Origin of the sequence: Vibrio sp. 10N.286.51.E5 (assembly GCF_041469125.1) — a bacterium.
Classification (GTDB): domain Bacteria; phylum Pseudomonadota; class Gammaproteobacteria; order Enterobacterales; family Vibrionaceae; genus Vibrio; species Vibrio crassostreae_C.
Genome location: NZ_JBFRJZ010000018.1, coordinates 43,355 through 59,862, shown reverse-complemented (window position 1 = coordinate 59,862; position 16,508 = coordinate 43,355). Strand labels below are relative to the sequence as shown.

13 protein-coding genes are annotated in these 16,508 nt (G+C 46.4%); 6 read left to right on the top strand and 7 right to left on the bottom strand.

Annotation, left to right across the window (positions count from 1 at the left end; translation table 11 throughout):
- Window positions 1-136: 136 nt before the first annotated feature.
- Entirely contained in the window at window positions 137-1,909 is a 1,773-nt protein-coding gene (locus tag AB4161_RS06025; protein WP_102394258.1) for an alpha-amylase family glycosyl hydrolase, read from the bottom strand.
- A gap of 156 nt (window positions 1,910-2,065) precedes the next feature.
- Here AB4161_RS06025 and AB4161_RS06020 point away from each other — a divergent pair, with 156 nt between their 5' ends.
- A complete protein-coding gene (locus AB4161_RS06020; protein ID WP_136979052.1) occupies window positions 2,066-2,455 on the top strand; it encodes a DUF1294 domain-containing protein in 390 nt (129 codons plus the stop codon).
- 52 nt (window positions 2,456-2,507) lie between these two features.
- Here the strand turns inward: AB4161_RS06020 and AB4161_RS06015 are convergent, their stop codons facing one another.
- Window positions 2,508-3,092, bottom strand: coding sequence for a LysE family translocator (locus AB4161_RS06015; RefSeq protein ID WP_017058847.1), 585 nt, complete (start codon window positions 3,090-3,092; stop codon window positions 2,508-2,510).
- A gap of 140 nt (window positions 3,093-3,232) precedes the next feature.
- Here AB4161_RS06015 and AB4161_RS06010 point away from each other — a divergent pair, with 140 nt between their 5' ends.
- Entirely contained in the window at window positions 3,233-3,673 is a 441-nt protein-coding gene (locus tag AB4161_RS06010) for an Lrp/AsnC family transcriptional regulator (RefSeq protein WP_009845852.1), read from the top strand.
- Window positions 3,674-3,699: 26 nt separating this feature from the next.
- Window positions 3,700-4,629 (top strand): LysR family transcriptional regulator, encoded by a 930-nt coding sequence (locus AB4161_RS06005; RefSeq protein ID WP_017070613.1) that lies wholly within the window; start codon window positions 3,700-3,702, stop codon window positions 4,627-4,629.
- Window positions 4,630-4,772: 143 nt separating this feature from the next.
- On the opposite strand, the gene AB4161_RS06000 is transcribed toward AB4161_RS06005, so the two are convergent.
- From AB4161_RS06000 to dsrO, 5 genes are all read right to left on the bottom strand, one after another.
- Complete coding sequence (locus AB4161_RS06000; protein ID WP_372083008.1) at window positions 4,773-5,834, bottom strand: c-type cytochrome; 1,062 nt, start codon at window positions 5,832-5,834, stop codon at window positions 4,773-4,775.
- A 9-nt stretch (window positions 5,835-5,843) separates the two neighbouring features.
- Window positions 5,844-6,485: a cytochrome c gene (locus AB4161_RS05995; RefSeq protein WP_372083007.1), complete on the bottom strand. Its 642-nt coding sequence runs from the start codon at window positions 6,483-6,485 to the stop codon at window positions 5,844-5,846.
- Window positions 6,486-7,011: 526 nt separating this feature from the next.
- Window positions 7,012-10,104, bottom strand: a complete 3,093-nt coding sequence (locus AB4161_RS05990; RefSeq protein ID WP_372083006.1) for a tetrathionate reductase subunit A — start codon at window positions 10,102-10,104, stop codon at window positions 7,012-7,014.
- 14 nt (window positions 10,105-10,118) lie between these two features.
- Window positions 10,119-11,267, bottom strand: a complete 1,149-nt coding sequence (gene nrfD, locus AB4161_RS05985) for an NrfD/PsrC family molybdoenzyme membrane anchor subunit (RefSeq protein ID WP_372083005.1) — start codon at window positions 11,265-11,267, stop codon at window positions 10,119-10,121.
- Window positions 11,264-12,070, bottom strand: coding sequence for a sulfate reduction electron transfer complex DsrMKJOP subunit DsrO (dsrO, locus tag AB4161_RS05980; RefSeq protein ID WP_372083004.1), 807 nt, complete (start codon window positions 12,068-12,070; stop codon window positions 11,264-11,266). Before dsrO ends, nrfD begins: the two co-directional genes overlap by 4 nt.
- Window positions 12,071-12,291: 221 nt before the next feature.
- Between dsrO and AB4161_RS05975 the strand changes: the two genes are divergently transcribed.
- The 3 genes from AB4161_RS05975 (at window position 12,292) to AB4161_RS05965 (ending at window position 16,341) form a co-directional block, all read left to right on the top strand.
- On the top strand, window positions 12,292-14,163 hold the full coding sequence (locus AB4161_RS05975; protein ID WP_372083003.1) for a PhnD/SsuA/transferrin family substrate-binding protein: 1,872 nt from the start codon (window positions 12,292-12,294) through the stop codon (window positions 14,161-14,163).
- 11 nt (window positions 14,164-14,174) lie between these two features.
- Window positions 14,175-14,777 (top strand): response regulator transcription factor, encoded by a 603-nt coding sequence (locus tag AB4161_RS05970; RefSeq protein ID WP_048609831.1) that lies wholly within the window; start codon window positions 14,175-14,177, stop codon window positions 14,775-14,777.
- A 352-nt stretch (window positions 14,778-15,129) separates the two neighbouring features.
- Window positions 15,130-16,341, top strand: coding sequence for a tetratricopeptide repeat protein (locus AB4161_RS05965; RefSeq protein ID WP_372083028.1), 1,212 nt, complete (start codon window positions 15,130-15,132; stop codon window positions 16,339-16,341).
- Window positions 16,342-16,508: the final 167 nt, after the last annotated feature.

Below are 16,508 nucleotides of genomic sequence, written 5' to 3'. Positions count from 1 at the left end.
ATAATAAGGATGAGAGCTCATCCTTATTAATGTGAGGAAGGTATCGAATTGAGGTGACGTTAATTTAATGTGGGAATTAAGTTATTTATCAATTAGCTAAAAGCGAGCTGTTCGGTAATTTATATTGATAGGTATATCATCCATTTAAGGATAACACCCAAGCCAAAGACGCCAGCGGTTTCAATTCAATATTAAAACTGCCAACACTGTTCTCAATGTCGAGCACTTGTTGCGCTATGCCTTCAATATATTCATTGAGTATGTAACGACCATCAACTAATTTGAGTTTTTGGATTACATCACTTGGAATCTTAAAGTGAATATTTTCAGTGGTATGTTGGCTGAAATTAGCTGCAACAATGGTTAGCTCTTGGTGGTCAGAGCGCAGAAATGCGTAGACTGAATCACTTAAGTTACAGCACTGGTGTAAGTCTTGGTAATCACCGGTTATCGATGAGTGCTCTAGCGAAAAGTTCATTACCTTTTGATAGAAGTGACGCAGCTGCTTTTCGTTTTCGTCTAATAGCCCGCCATCGAATGCGCCGTGGTTCATCCACTTTTGGTGTTGTGGGACTCCGATGTAGTCAAATATGGAAGTTCGTGAGGGCTGTCCAAAGCCTGCATTCTCCGCGCCCGGTTCGCCGACTTCTTGCCCAAAGTAGATCATGGTTGGAGAACTACTCAATAACGCGCTGACTAGCATTGCAGGCTTCGCTATATTTGGGTCACCTACAAATTCAGGAGACGCGATGCGTTGTTCATCATGGTTATCCAAGAAGTGCAGCATGTGATGTTCAATATCCATCATTTGATGTTGGATTTTGGGGATGATAGCCGTGGAAGTATTGCCTAGCATGATGTCTTTTAGACCGTCGTACAGATCTACTTTGTCATAGAGGTAGTCCATTTTGCCTAAGTGGATATAGTCGCGATATAAGTCCGGTTGGTACACCTCAGCCATTAAAAAGGCATCTTGGTTTTTCATCTTTATAGATGAATTAAGGTAGCTCCAAAATTCGACTGGAACCATCTCAGCCATATCGTAGCGAAACCCATCAACACCTTTATTCAACCAAAACAAGGCGATATCTCGGAATTTAGCCCAAGAGTTAGGCACATAAACAGATTCCCAGAAACGGAAATGATCCATGTAATTGCGTTGAGCATAGTCACTCGGTAGTTCAGGGAAGTCTTTTGAACCGTCTGGTCGCATGCCATAATTGATTTTCACCGTTTCATACCAATCATCGAAACTAGGCTTGGCTAAACGTGAGCCGTTACCTGTCCATTTGGCGGGCGTCTCTATAAACGGGGAGTTTAGGTTGGGATGCTGTTCACCACCTAGCGGCGTAAAGGCGGGCTCTATGTCTGGCAATTCAAAGGTGCTGTTGGGAATGTAGTAGAAGTTATTGTCTTTGTGGTATTCCAGCGTTGTGTCATCTTGAGCGCCGAAGTCACTGACACCTTCTGGGTTGTTTAAGCCTTTATAATGACGCGCAACGTGATTCGGTACGATATCGATAATCACTTTTAAACCATTGTCGTGACTTCTTTTGATTAGTGCCTCGAACTCCTCTAGTCGGCATTCAGGGTTGTCTGCGAGATCTGGGTTTACGGAATAGTAGTCTTTGACGGCATATGGTGATCCCGCACGGCCTTTTACCACGCTAGGGTGATCGTCTGAAATACCAAGGTGCTTGTAGTCATTGATGAGCGCATGATGTGGCACTCCGGTATACCAAATATGAGTCATACCGAGTTTGCGGATTTCAGACAGCGCTTTGTCGGTAAAATCACTGAACTTACCGACGCCATTTTGCTCGATTGTGCCCCATGGAACATGTTGGGTGTTTTTATTGCCAAATAAACGCGTAAAAACTTGGTAGATGGCGTACTTTTGGTTGTACATATTTATAATTCCTTTAACTTCCATCATGTTATGTAGGGATGAAAGGGCTTGTTTATTCTTTGCAGGCTAACCGAATTACAATATGCCTTACTCATCCTTATCAAAATCTACAGGGCGTAATTGCTACAGTATGTGAGCTGTTGCTCAAAAGGAGTCATGTTGTCTTCATCTATTCAAATCGTTATCTCCTATTTGGTTCTGGTGGCGGTGTCTGTGTTGTTTGCGGAAAGTTCTAAAGCGCTGTTGGTGTGGTATTTGGTTATCGGTTTCGTGACGTTTTTTGTGTACGCGAAGGACAAGCGAGCAGCGATCAATGGCAATTGGCGTGTGCCAGAGAAAACTCTGCATATTTTTTCTGTTGCTGGTGGCTGGCTAGGGGCGTTGATTGCTCAAGATAAGCTGCGTCATAAAACGCAGAAGCAGCCGTTCAGAGCCATATATTGGGTGACAGTGGCAGTGAATGTTGCGGCGTTTGCGTGGACGTTAACCCCGAGCGGGCAGGCGACGTTTGGACGTTGGCTTAGCGAGGTTATTGGATACTTGTAATGAAATTGATGGCTAGTAATCACTTACTAACCATCATAGGAAAGCTATTTTGTTATAACATCGGAATCGTTGAGGCTAACAGCAAGCCTGCCATACCGTAGTTGAAGCTTTTGATACGGACTGGTGTTGTTAACCAGTGTTGCAGTTGTTTACCTGCCGCTGTCCAGAATGTCACGGATGGTAAGTTGGCGAGCGTGAAGATACCTGCGATGATCGCAAGCTCCCACCATGAACTGCCGCTGCTATAGACTGAAATTGCCGTCAGCGCCATCGACCAACCTTTCGGGTTCACCCACTGAAAACTTGCCGCGCCGATGAAGGTCATTGGCTTATAAGCCTCGGTGCTTTTCGCTTTGCCGCTCAATGCTATCTTAATTGCAAGGTACACGAGGTAAGCAAGGCTTAGGTATTTCAAGATTTGGTGAGTAACCGGATAAGCGTTGAAAATGCCCATTAAACCGAAGCCAACTAGCAGCAACATGGCTGCAAACCCTAGAGCAATGCCAAGCATGTGCGGAATAGTACGGGCAAAGCCAACATTTGCTCCTGATGTCATGAGCATGATGTTATTTGGACCTGGTGTGAAGGTCGAGACGAACGCAAACAAGGCAAGTGCGCTAAGTTGTTCTAAAGGCATTATGGTTCTCCAGCAAAAAATGAACGAAGTGACTGACCGGTCATGACTTTCACGTGTTGAGAAACATAGTAGGTGGAAAGTGAGGCAATTATGTGCTTTTATTTCCTCTATTATCACTAAATGCACAATAATAAGTACTTATGGATAGATTTGACGAAAGGATATTGCAAGAGCTTAAATTGGACGGCAGAATCTCCAACATTGAGCTTTCAGAACGGATTGGCTTGTCGGCTTCTGCGACCTTAAGGCGCGTCCAGGATCTTGAGCGTAAAGGTATCATTCAAGGTTACCGTGCGGTTCTAGATAATGGGCTGATGGGGGTAGGTTTTATTGCTTATGTTTCGATTGGTTTATCAAGCCACAGCAAAGCGGCTCAGCTGGAGTTTGAACAGCACGTCAGTATGGAAAAAGAGGTGGTGGAGTGTCACAACATTACCGGTGCCAACGAGTACTTGCTAAGGGTAGAAACCAAAGACCTACCGGGCTATAAGAAGTTTCATGCCGATGTGCTTGGGGAATGTGCTCAGGTGCAATCTATTACGACTATGGTTGTGATGGACACCCCTAAAGACGAACGCTAGTCGAGTTTTATTTCAGGAGAGGCGCAGTGCCAAATACTAATCAGTTGTTATTGTTCTTAGATGTGGTTCAACAAGGGTCGTTTACCAAAGCGGCAACCTTACATGATATGGACAACTCATCACTCTCTAAACAGATCAAAAAGCTCGAGCAAGATTTAGGTGTTCAGCTGCTGAACCGCTCTACACGCTCGTTTTCGTTGACGTCGGCAGGGGAAGATATTCTCGCACAAACCTATGTACTGAAAGACACCATCAATCAGATTCAAGGCATTGCAGATTCATACCAGTCAGAGCCAAAAGGCGTGCTACGAATTACTTCACCGATCTATTTTGGGCAGCAATATCTGCAACCTATCATCACTCAGTTCATGAGAAAGTACCCAGATGTTCAGATCGTACTTTCACTAGACGATAAGATCGCCAACATCATTGCAGGGCAGTTTGATATCGCGTTTCGCTTCAGTAAGCTTGTTGAATCGAATTTGATTGCGAAGAAGATTGCCGACAGTAATTTCATGTTGGTCGCGTCAAACGATTTTGTGAAGCAGCACGGTGAACCGAAAACGCCACAAGATCTACTCGCTCTACCTGCGGTGATTTATACCAATGGTGATATGACGGTCGACCATCTGCGCATTAGTGAAGAGCCGGGAGGTAATACCTTCCAGAGCCTAACGATTCGTGGCAACTATAAGGTGAGTGATGTTCGTACTATGGTGTCTTGTGTGAAAGATGGTCTAGGTTATGGCTTCCTTGATCAATCAAACCTGTATGCCTCAATGAAAGAACTTGGCTTGGTCACTTTACTGCCGGATTATCCGATCTCTACGATTGATACCGCAATCTACGCTGTCTATCCGCACCGTAAGCAAACCAAACTAGTCAAAGAATTCATCACTACGGTTCAAGACTATATTGGCTCTCCGACGATTTGGGAGAAGATGCAGCAAGGTTAGCTGGATCTCTAATCGTTCAAACATAAAAAAGGAGCCAGATCGTCACACGATCTGGCTCCTTTTTAATTGTTCCGGCTATCACTGATTTACAATGTAAAGCTTAGCTATAGCTGGCGTGAACGGCTCATATTCACTAATACCTATTAATGCTCATGAATCACTTCTTTACCACTCGGATAAGCTTTGGTACCTAGTACATGACCATCAACTTCTTTGCCATAGTAACCTTGGTGATTGTGGTAGCGCTTAGCATTGCTAGCAACATCACCCTTGTATCGAGGATCTTGTGGGCGTTCATGACTATTCACAAATGTAGCCACATCCCATGCATCTTGAATCGAAAGTTGCTGGCTCTTTCCAAGCGGCATGTTTTCATAGATGAAATAGGCAGCGGTGTTCACCCGGTGCATACCCGCGCCCCAGTTATACGCGTTTTCGCCCCACAATGGTGGAAAGTATGAACGTCCGTCAGCCCCTTTAATACCTTCACCATTTTGACCATGACAGGTTTGGCAGTTGGTTTGGTAAACCTTTTCACCACGCGCTATCGAGGGCTCTTGTTCAGGATTATCAATCTTAGGATAGCCACGCCCTGCCAACTTACTGCGGCCATCGATTGGGTATTTGCTTAACAGCTCTTCAGGGAGAGGGAAGCTTTCCGCTTTACCACCGACTTGTAAGTCGGCATCGCTAATCTCAGGAACGGGTGTATCTTGCATGCCGTTCTTGTCTAAGATGCCGCCCATCGCCAGCCAGTATGAATACGCCGTCAGTGCGACCATCTCTTTTGAACCCTCAGCCGGTGGCAGACCATTCATTGAGTAGGTGAAGCAACCTTGGATACGTTCTGCGTAGCTGTTTACCTTGTCATTCTTAGAACGATACGCAGGGTAGGCCATGTACGCACCCCAAAGAGGGGCAGCGTTAGGCTTCATGCCCGCTTGCATGTGGCAGTTGACACAGTTTTGTTCATTGCCGACGAACGTACCACGCATCTGTTGTGAATCGACAAACAGGGAATAGCCCAGTTTTACTTTGTCGCCAAATTCCCCAGCAGGGATATCAACCAAGTCTCGTGGCACCAGATATTTGTTATCTTGAGGCTTCTCAACGGCGGGCAGTTCGGTTTGGCGATCGGGCAACTCACCTTCGGCATAAGCGATTCCAGAGGCAAGGGTTGCGGTAATTAGAAGTAATGTTTTCATGCGAGCCCTTTAGTATCGGAAAGATGCGAAATAGTAAGAGAGGTTTTTGATCTCATCGTCGGTCAACTTGCCGGCGATATTGCCCATCATGTTTAAATCATCACCCTTACGAGTGCCGTTTTTCCAAGCATTGAGCTGAGTCTGAATGTAGTCGGCATGCTGGCTTGCTAGGCGCGGGAATTTGTCCACGCCCATACCGCTTGGCCCATGACAGGTTGCACAGGCTGGAATGTTTCTATCCCAATCGCCTTGGAATACAAGTTTACGATAGGGGTTATCGATATCAGCCTGTGAGCCGCGCTGCTCTAAATCGGTAAATTCGTATGAAGGTAGTGATGCAAAGTATTCTGCGACCTCACGACGAACAGCGGGATCAGATACACCGTCAGCCATTCCCTTCATGATCGCGCTTTGACGCTCACCACTTGAGAACAGAACCAGTTGATGCTCTAGATAGTCAGCATTGAGCCCTGCAAGCATAGGGGCAATGTTGGGCATGCCTTTACCGTCGGCTTGATGGCAGCCACTACAAGTTTCTGCGGCTTCTGGCATTGGATTGGGTGCTGCTTGTGCAAAAGCGGATAAAGAAAGGCTTCCTAGAGCAGCGATGCAAAGCGTTACAGTTTGAGTTTTAATTGTCAGCTTAGTCATGAGGCGTCGCTATTGGTTGTAATGCACGCATTTTCGACATAATTGGTTGTTCGCGCTATTGTGGATTTCCACATTAATTCACTTGGAACTTGAGGTGAGTCTCACATTAATAACCTCAGTTACCATAATGGTATTGATGTGAACTTCTATAGGTTGATCCAACTGCCGTTTATGAAATGCAAGGGAACTGCCATGTTCGCCTCGGTATAACTGCTTGTTAAGGCTCTTTTATGGCACCGATTGTATAAGCATAGCTGCTTTATGGATGCGGGCTAAAAAAGTTGTGGTGAAATGAAGATTACCTAATGGTTTTGGGTTGATTACTCTATCTAGAGCGGATGCTTTATGTAGATTGGGTACTTTATGTAGATTGGACGTTTATCCAAATAGGGTGCTTTTCTAGATCAAGGGGACGAAAAAACAGGGTAACCTCGAATGACGAAGTTGCCCTGTTGTGTTCACATCTGCAAATCAGATAAAGAAGTGTTTTGCCTCAGTGATTAAGTTATAGCTTGCTGAGTTTAAGCTAGACCTTGTAGATCTTAGCCGGAAGCGCTTGTCTGGCTGCTGCGCCCACAACCCAATCCAACATCACGCCTTTTCCTTCTCTCGTCGGATCAATCAAGCCAATATCATTGATGTTAACGCCATCGTTTGATTTCATTTTCACCGGTTGTTGTGTGTCACCAATCCAGTGTGCACGTTCACCGAGTTCTTTGTGGCCAAATCCATGTTCAAAGCCTAATGTTCCTTGTTTGATGCCATCAATCACCATCGCCAACGCGTGTGTGGTTGAGCTCGGTGTTTCAATCGCAAATACGTCACCTGTTTTGATACCCGCAGAAGAGGCGTCTTGCGGGTGGATGTAAACAGGGTTTACTCCTTTAATAGATTCCAAGCGTGGTGACAAATTCGATACCGCACTGTGAATGTTGGACTTAAAGTTGGTTAGGGTGAACGGCCACTCTTTTGCTGGGAACTGCTCTGCCAAAGGTGTGCCGTCTGCAAGCTTTTGTGGATACCATGTCGGGCAACCCATGTACTGCTCACCACTGATGGTGTTGCGAGAAGTACCGAGCTTTTCATTCCAGATTGCCAGTGGTTTGGTCCATTTGTACTTCATGGTTTCATTGGTATACGCATTGGTTGCGTCTTCAAAACGGCCGCCACGCGCAAAGATATACGCTACTTTGAGCATCTCTTCAGGCTTGAGCGTTTTGTTCATCACAGGGACTAGGCGTTCTAGACCAGACCAAACAATATCTTCCGCATCGACATTCGGCACGCCACCTTTTACGAACGCTAAGTTAGCAGCCGAGCGCAGGTAGAAGTCTTCAGCGCTATGAATACCGTGCCAGTTACCTTGATTGTCTTTGATTACGTTGTCGCCGAAGCCACCTAGACCAAGCGTCTTCGCTAGATCAATAAAGAAGTTCTCTAAGTTAATAGCGCGCCCGTTTTGAGTGCGTGAGGTTTTAGGTTCAACAATCGGCCAACGAGCAGTGATCGCCTTAGTTGCAACGCCATGCCAAGGTGTTGCCATACCCCAGCTCTCGTAGGTTACTGTGTCTGGCACAAGGTAATCGGAGAGTGCTGTTGTTTCATTGATGAACGCATCGATAGAGACGATCAAACCCAGCTGTTTGGGATTCTTAAGTTTCTCGCCTAATAGATTGTCTAACCCCGGAACGCCATAAAGTGGATTCGCCATGTGGTTGATCCACGCTTTCGCGCGGTAAGGGTAGCCATCAATCGCCGCTGATAAATGCTCGGTTAACAGCGGTGCAGAGATTGGGTACCAAGGCGCGCGTGTTGGGTAAGGTGATTCACCTGCCGCAACGCGACGTTTGTATTCGCTGGTCTTGTGATATGGGAATTTGCTGCGAGATAAGAACACGCCCTGTGGCTTGGTCTTGCCTTTAAACTTTGTAAAGTCGTAACGAGGACCTGCAACCGAAGTCGGGTAGCCACCCGCTTTCGCCATCGCACCGCCTTTCGCGTTGATGTTACCGATCAGCGCGTTCAGCATCAGAATAGAGAACGAGTTGTAGAAGCCGTTGGTGTGCATGTTGCCACCGTGAGTATCCACGACTGCTTTCGTCCCGTAACTGGTAAAGCGTTTCGCTAGCGCAATAATTTGGTCCTGCGGGATCTCACACTGCTCACTGTAGTATGCAAGGTCATATTTGAAGGCTTCTTCCTTCAATCTTTGTAGAGAAGACTTAACACGAACAGTCTGACCATCAACTTCTACGTCTTGATCGACGAACAGAGCCGCTTCATTCACCTGAAGATGTGATGCTAATAGTGACGTTGTCACATCAAGTGCAATAAATCCGTCATCGTCAGACATCGGTTCGCCTGTTTCTAGCAACCCTATATCCGATGCACGAAGCATACGCCCATTTTGTGGGTGCGACTCGTCACTGATCACAAGGTGAGATGCATTACACCAGTGTGTGGTGCCTGCTTGCTTCATCGCTTGCGCACTTGGGCGAGACAAGAAGTCGTGATTGTAGCGCTGGTTGTCGATGATCCATTGGATCATGCCCAGAACTAATGCTGAATCGGTGCCCGGTTTGATCGGTAGCCAGTTGTTGCGATCGCCTGCCGCAAGGCTTGAAGAACCTGCAGGAAGGCTAGGCGTCACTATGGTGTAGCTCAGTTTTCCGTTAGTACGAGCCTCAGCCAATTGTCTTGCTTGACGCTTGAACGGGTTACCCGCTTGAGCCGGAGACATACCGATGAAAAGAATGAACTCTGCGTTGTTGAAATCTGGTTTTAAGTGCGAGAACTTGTCTAGATCGTTCATGATCGCACCTGAACCCGCACGGAACGCGTAACCACAGTAAGAGCCGTGGTGACCGAAGTTGCGTGTGCCGTAGCTGTTAAATGCAAAGCGCTTCAAGATGTCGTCACGGCCTTCATTACCGGCATTGGTCACAAGCAGTTGGTTGGCTTTTGGTCCGTATTCAGGGTTGTTTGGATCGAGTGGTGTTTCGATGTCACGAATCGATCGTAAGCCCTCAACTTTACCTTCACCGAATAAGTCACCACCCTCGGTGATCTCAGAGATAAGTTGTTCGTAGCTGATCGGCTCCCACTTGCCTTCACCTCGTTTACCAACACGTTTTAACGGTTGAGTGATTCGGTATGGGCTGTTTTGAATCTCTAACATGCCATTACCACGGGCGCAGGCTGTCGAACGATTATTGATACCGGATTCTCCAGACAAGCCAATGTAGGCGTCTTTTACCGGTGTTTTGAACGGGATTTGCTGATCACTTGATAGCGGATGGTAGGGATTGCCCGAGATACGCAAAATTTCGTCATTGCGATTATCGATACGTACACGCAAGCCACACAGTGTCCAACAACCGAAACACATTGATGGTGCTACGCGCTGATTTGGATTCGGCGAGATCTTATCTTGTTCATCGACACTGTATTCCGTCTCTAACGAATTACCGTGGTGGATGTGGTTGGTTTTCTTACCCGCGGTGCCATCAAGAGCACCGTGAACCATGTGTTTTGTGGTTGTCGCATAACCTGCAGCAAAAGCTCCAACACCACCGGCAGCAAGGCCTGTTTTCAAAAATTGACGACGTTTGTTATCCATGATGATTCCTCAGACTACAAGCTATGTGAGCGGTTAAGTGGTGAAGGTGTATTTTGGTTTGGCTTCGATGTTGTCTTTGGTGCAGAACCAGTTGTTCGTGTAGAACCAGTAGACACGATCTCAGAGGCGAACAACGCAAGTGCTAACCAAAGACCACACATACCAACAATGCCGAGTAATCCTGCGCTACCCATCGGCAGTTCATAAGGGAATGGGCCAACATCGAAACGTGGAATGGTTTGAACTTCCATCATGGTGACCCAACGTACCGCCCATGCAGAAACTATGGTCGCAAGCGCAACACAGATAATTTCTAGCTTACTTTGCGATAGGCGTTGCAGTGGTAGAACCAAGATCATGCACAGCAAAATGCTGGTGGTCATGATGCCTAAATTGATGCCCCAAGCGTCGTTCTCATACAGGCTGAAGTGACCATGGTTAGATGCCCAAATCGACGTGAGAATGATGGCAAGGCCACCAGTTAAGGTAATGGTTCTTTGTATCAGAGCTAGGTCTGTTGGTTTTAAGCTTGGTTTGCTTGAAGGCAGCAGAGCCCAAATCAACAGCGTTAAACCTGTAGCAGCAAAGAATGCGGTCGTGAACCAAAGTAGTGGAGAAGCCGGTTGATGCCAAAGCGGTCGGCTCGCCAAAATCGCAATCTCTGCGCCTGTATAAAGCGCGATGCTTAGGCCCGAAATAGCCGTCACAGCAGCGAGTGCAATCATCAGCTTTGATGATATTTGCCATTTACCTAGCGTCAGCCAAGACAAACGTTTTAGAAGTGGGTTTTCACTCTCTTTGAGCTGTGCGATGTCATCACGCAGGTAAACCCAAGCAGTCGCAACAGCCAGACCAGAAAACAAAGGTAGAAACAGAGAGCCCAATGACATCCATGACCAAGGTGTGATGTGAGCATAGAAGTGCCACGCACGTCCGGGTTGATGCAAGTCACCAGTAAGTGCTAATGGCCCAACAATCGCGCCGATGGCCATCACAAGCACAAGGGCAGAACGAAATTGGTGGCTGGTTGAGTTCTTGAATATCAGTGCAATCAAAAACAGAATAGCGGCCGCGTAAGCCGAACCAATGTAGAAGAAATATTGAACCGCCCACGGTAGCCAAGCGATCTCTTGAGCGGGAACTAACACCTCAGTGATATTCATGCTGTCTCTCCTTGTTTGCTAGAGGATGAGTTATCGATGGCGGCTGGATCATAAATCGCAGGTTGGCCTTCAATGTGACTAACGAATCGCTCGTTCATGCCGATATAGAAAACATGGGGGTTGGTATTCTGCTCTGGCTTAAGCACCTTGATGTCGTCTTGGTTTTCATTGAGCAGACGGTTGATCTCGCTGTTTGGATCTTTAAGGTCGCCAATGACACGCGCGCCACCGACACAGGTTTCTAAACAAGCAGGCAGTAAGCCGTCTTCAAGGCGGTGTGCACAGAAGGTGCATTTGTCTGCGGTAAGGGTGTCGTTATTAATGAAACGAGCATCGTAAGGACAAGCTTGAACACAGTAAGCACAGGCTACGCAGCGTTCGTTGTCGACCATGACAATACCGTCTTCGCGTTGGAAGGTCGCTTGAACTGGACAAACCTTGATGCAGGGAGCGTTGTCACAGTGATTACAGAGACGAGGTAACATGAAAGATTTCACGTCTTGTTGAGCAGTCGAACCATCATCAAGGGAGACTTCATACTGTTTTACGGTGGTTCTGAATTGGCCAATTGGTGCTTGGTTTTCAACGCTGCAGCCAACAGTGCATGCCTGACAGCCAACGCACTTACGCAAATCAATCGCCATGGCGTAGCGTTTACCTACTTCGCCCTTGCGGTCAGGCTGGTTGTTATTGCGAATGGCTGTGCTGGCGACTGCGGTGTTGATTCCGGCAATGGGAATGAGCGCAGCGCCGGCGGAAACTTTACCGAATTGGCTGAGAAACCGTCTTTTCAATGAGTCCATAGAGGTACCTATAAATGGGTATTCGATCTGTTAGGCTCATTGTCAGTTTTTGACCGTTCACGAGGTATTGTGGATTTCCACATACCCAGATCAAAGTTGATCTAGAACAAATGTGGTTTTACCAATCTAGCTGTTATGCTTTGTTTAAAGGCTCTATTTAACGTGTCGTCAATGCGTTATTCGAGTGTGAACATGCCATCAGTGTGGAGAAAGAGATTTTAGTGACAGTCCGAAACCTAATATCAATCGTTAGCCTTTGTTGGTTGAGTCTAACTGCAGGAATCTGTTTAGCCGCTCAATCGGAGCAAGAGATTGCAACGACAAGCACTGTTGAGTCTGAGCAAATCATAGAGGTTGGCGTGTTGGCGACTCGAGGTAAGCTTTCCGCTCAACAGCGTTGGCAGCCGACAATGGATTGGTTGTCGGAGCGCATTCCGGGTAAGCACTTTGTTCTCAAGCCTTTTAATTTGGAAGAGATGGCGGAAGCGGTGAAAGATGTCACGGTCGATTTTGTTGTCACCAATCCCGGCCAAGCAGTGCGTTTAGGACGTCAATACGCGCTTTCTTGGATGGCAACCATGACCAGTCATAACTTTGAAGCTCATGGCACCAGTAATACACGCAGCATTGGTTCCGCCTTAGTGGTGAGAAGAATGTCGCCTTATATCTCTCTCGAACAACTCAGCGGTAAGCCGATTGCGGCAGTATCTGAAAATGCTTTTGGTGGTTACCTCACTATGCGTTACCAAGTGATGCAACAAGGGCTTAATCCCAACCACTTTTTCTCTAACACCCAATTTTTAGGTTTCCCGATCGACGCCAGCTTGTATCAACTACGTGAAGGGCACATTGAAGCGGCTGTCGTACCAAGCTGTTTAGTTGAGAACATGATCAGTGAAGGTTTGCTGGTGGCGGGGCAATATCGAATTATCGAGAATCAAGCGCCAGAAGGATTCCGATGCCAAGTGTCTACGCCGTTGTACCCCAACTGGTCGTTCGCCAAAACAGAGCGGGCTTCTTCGGCACTGGCCAAACAGATGAGTCAGGTATTATTTGCGATGCCTAAGAGCAGCGCACCGGCCATTGCAGCGAATGCATCGGGTTGGACGTCACCGACAAGCTTGCTGGCGATCGACAAGCTATATCAACAACTCGACATGCATCCACTGCAACAACCTTGGTGGAAAGAAGCGTTAATCTGGCTCAAGTACAATCAACAGTGGGCATGGGCGTTCTTTATTCTTGTCGTGTCTCTGAATGCTTACCACTTCTGGCTAGAATACAAATTCAGTCGCAGCAAAAAGCAACTAGAAGCGACGCTTTATAAGCTGAAAAGTAAGAGTGAACAGCTAGAGCACTCACAACGAATCGCGGTAGTTGGTGAACTGGGAAGTAGCTTGGCACACGAGATTAATCAGCCTTTGGCAGCTATTCGGAATTATAGCGAAGGTGGTTTACTGCGGATTTCGAAGAACAAACCGCTGACTGACATAGAGCCTGTATTTGAGAAGATCCAGTCGCAAGTGGACCGTGCTGATGCGATCATCCAGCGCTTAAGAAACATGATCAAAAAACGCTCATCAGATAAATCTCAAACTGATATAGAAGCTCTTCTTACAGATACCATCGAGCTACTGCAATTTCGATTACAGAAACACAAGATAACCATTGAACGTTATGTCGTGGGTAAACCTATCACGCTACATGTTGACCCCGTCGGATTGCAGCAGGTGGTTGTAAATTTGATCAACAATGCGACGGACGCGTGTAATGCTCAGATGCATCGCGAACAAAGCGCTACGTCTGATATTGGTAACAAAAACAACGAACCATCGACAATTAAAGTGATTACCGAGTATCAACCGGATAAAATAATGTTGTCGATTATCGATAACGGAACGGGCTTAGATTTCACTGAACAAGAAGTGACTCAAGCCTTTGTGAGCAGCAAAGAAAATGGCTTGGGGCTTGGGCTCGCGATTTGCCAAGATGTTATTGAAGATCACAGTGGTCAAATGACGATCACGTCACTCACCCCACATGGATGTCATGTTGCGGTGACACTGCCTTTCTCTCTTTCAAATGATTCATAAGGAATCTTGTTATGTCTGAACTTCATCAAAGGCTTCCTGTCTATGTGGTTGATGACGATGAGTCGATGCGCGATTCGTTGGTGTTCTTATTAGAAGAGCATGATTTCACTGTGTCAGCTTTTGAAGATGGCCCCAGTTTTTTAGACTCAGTGGACTTGAGTGCGCCGGGTTGTGTGGTTTTAGACAGCCGAATGCCAGAGATGAGAGGGCAGCAAGTTCATGAGTTGATGGTAAAAGCGCAGAGCCCACTGTCGGTGATTTACCTGACGGGGCACGGTGATGTGCCAATGGCAGTTGAAGCCTTACAAGCCGGCGCGGTGAATTTCTTTCAAAAGCCAGTTAAAGGCAATGAGTTAGCTGAGGCGATCAAGCAAGGTTTGGACGCTTCAGAAAAGCACTTACACATGAATGTGTATCGCCAAGCGTACGCGTCGTTAACCGAGCGTGAGATAGACATCCTCAAACAAATTATCGACGGTAAGCGTAACCAGAAAATAGCCGATGAATTGTGCATTGCCATGAGAACAGTGGAAGTACACCGAGCAAGCTTGATGAAGAAATTCTCAGCGAAGACGGTTGCCGAGTTGGCTTACATATACGGTCAATTGACCTAGGTATAGAGCTATTCCTGTAAGAGAGTTGTACGGCAGTTGCACGAAATTGTTGATGGGAAAAACATCAATTTAGTCACCAAGCTTTAGGACTTTCCTGATGAAAGGCAGCCTTCATAATTTATCTATATTGAAGCAAGATCACACCGTCTATGGACTGCATACGGATTGAACCTCCTAGGCTTCTTATCGCAATGTAATCCTGAGATACTGAACTAAGTTCATTTTAAGGCGGAACGTGCCAGTAACTGCACTTTTCCCTGTAATTCGAAACATAACATTCACTATGGGTAGAACACACTCTCAACGTCGAGTCTTGTATCTGCCGAGTTAGGTTAAATATTTTATGAGTACAATGGGAATCGCAATTGGTGCGACGGCTCTTTCGTTAATACTTGTCGCCGTGTGGCTGATCTCTTTATCACTAAGAAAGCAGCGCTTGGAACAAGAACGTAAGGCTCGTGCTGTCGCTTACCGAAAAGCGATTGAAAAAGCGCGCATACAAGAGCAAAAAGAGCGTCACTTTAAAGCAGAAACAGGGCATGTCCCGTCGATTCTATATTTAGCGAAAGAGGCTGAACGTAACAATATCAAGGAAGCGTTATATTGGTACGATAAAGCGGCGCATTTGGATAACGTCAACGGCATGTACGGCATTGTTCGCTTAAGTATGAAGCGCAAAGAAGATCTGATCTTGAGAGAACAAGCCAACTTTTGGCAGCTTGCGATCTCTGCCTTAGATAACGATATGTCGGCGAAATTTGAGATGGGTAAAGCCCTGATTCATGGACGTGGGACCGTGAAGAACATCCCCAAAGGCTACACCTATATTGAAGAGTCTGCCGCTGGTGGTAATACCGAAGCGATGCTATTCATGGGTGACTGGTGCCTAGACAAAGAAAATCCAGACTACTCTGCAGAAAGCTCTGTTGATTGGTATCGCAAAGCGGCAGAGAAAAACAACCTAGACGGCAAGATCAAACTGGGTATGAGTTACTTAAATGGTGTTGGCGTAGAGCCGAACCATGGTGAGGCTGTGTACTGGTTTGAGACAGCAGCAGAAAAGAACAGTGCAGAGGCAATGTTTAGAGCGGGTGAAGCGTGGATCGACCATGGTGAACACGGTAATGCAATTGCTTATATCTGGCTATTCCTATCTGCTCATTTTGGCTACTCAGAAGCTAAGCAGCAGAGAGATAAAGTGGGCGGTGAGCTAGGTGTCGATGCGGTTGTGGGCTTACAAGCACTGACTAAACCGATCATGACCAAGCTGACTCAAGAAGCGATCACTAAGCATTCAATCATTAAAGCGCTCAATAAGCTCTACAAGCGCAATATACCGATCCCTAAGAAAGTGAAAGAAGCGTCTGATGAAGAAGGTGAGGCATTAAAAGTAGATGCGAGCCATCTAGATACTCAAACGGCGAGTGCTCAAGATACGAATGTTGATTACAGCCAACAACCTAATTCCGAGCAAGCATCAACAGAGAGACAAGCGACCCCAAATAGTGACCCTCTAGACTTCAGTCAGGCAGCCGTGGATCCAAGCTGGAAAAGCAACCACTAAAACGTGTTGGTTAGCTTTGATGAGTTAGACAAAAATGACTGAAGCTATAAATCTATAAATCTATATAGCTTCTAACCGTAATCTAGAAAATCAAGACAACAAAAAAGGGAAGCGAATGCTTCCCTTTTTATTTGTGTGCTATTTGCTTTTAGAGCTTAGAGCTTAGA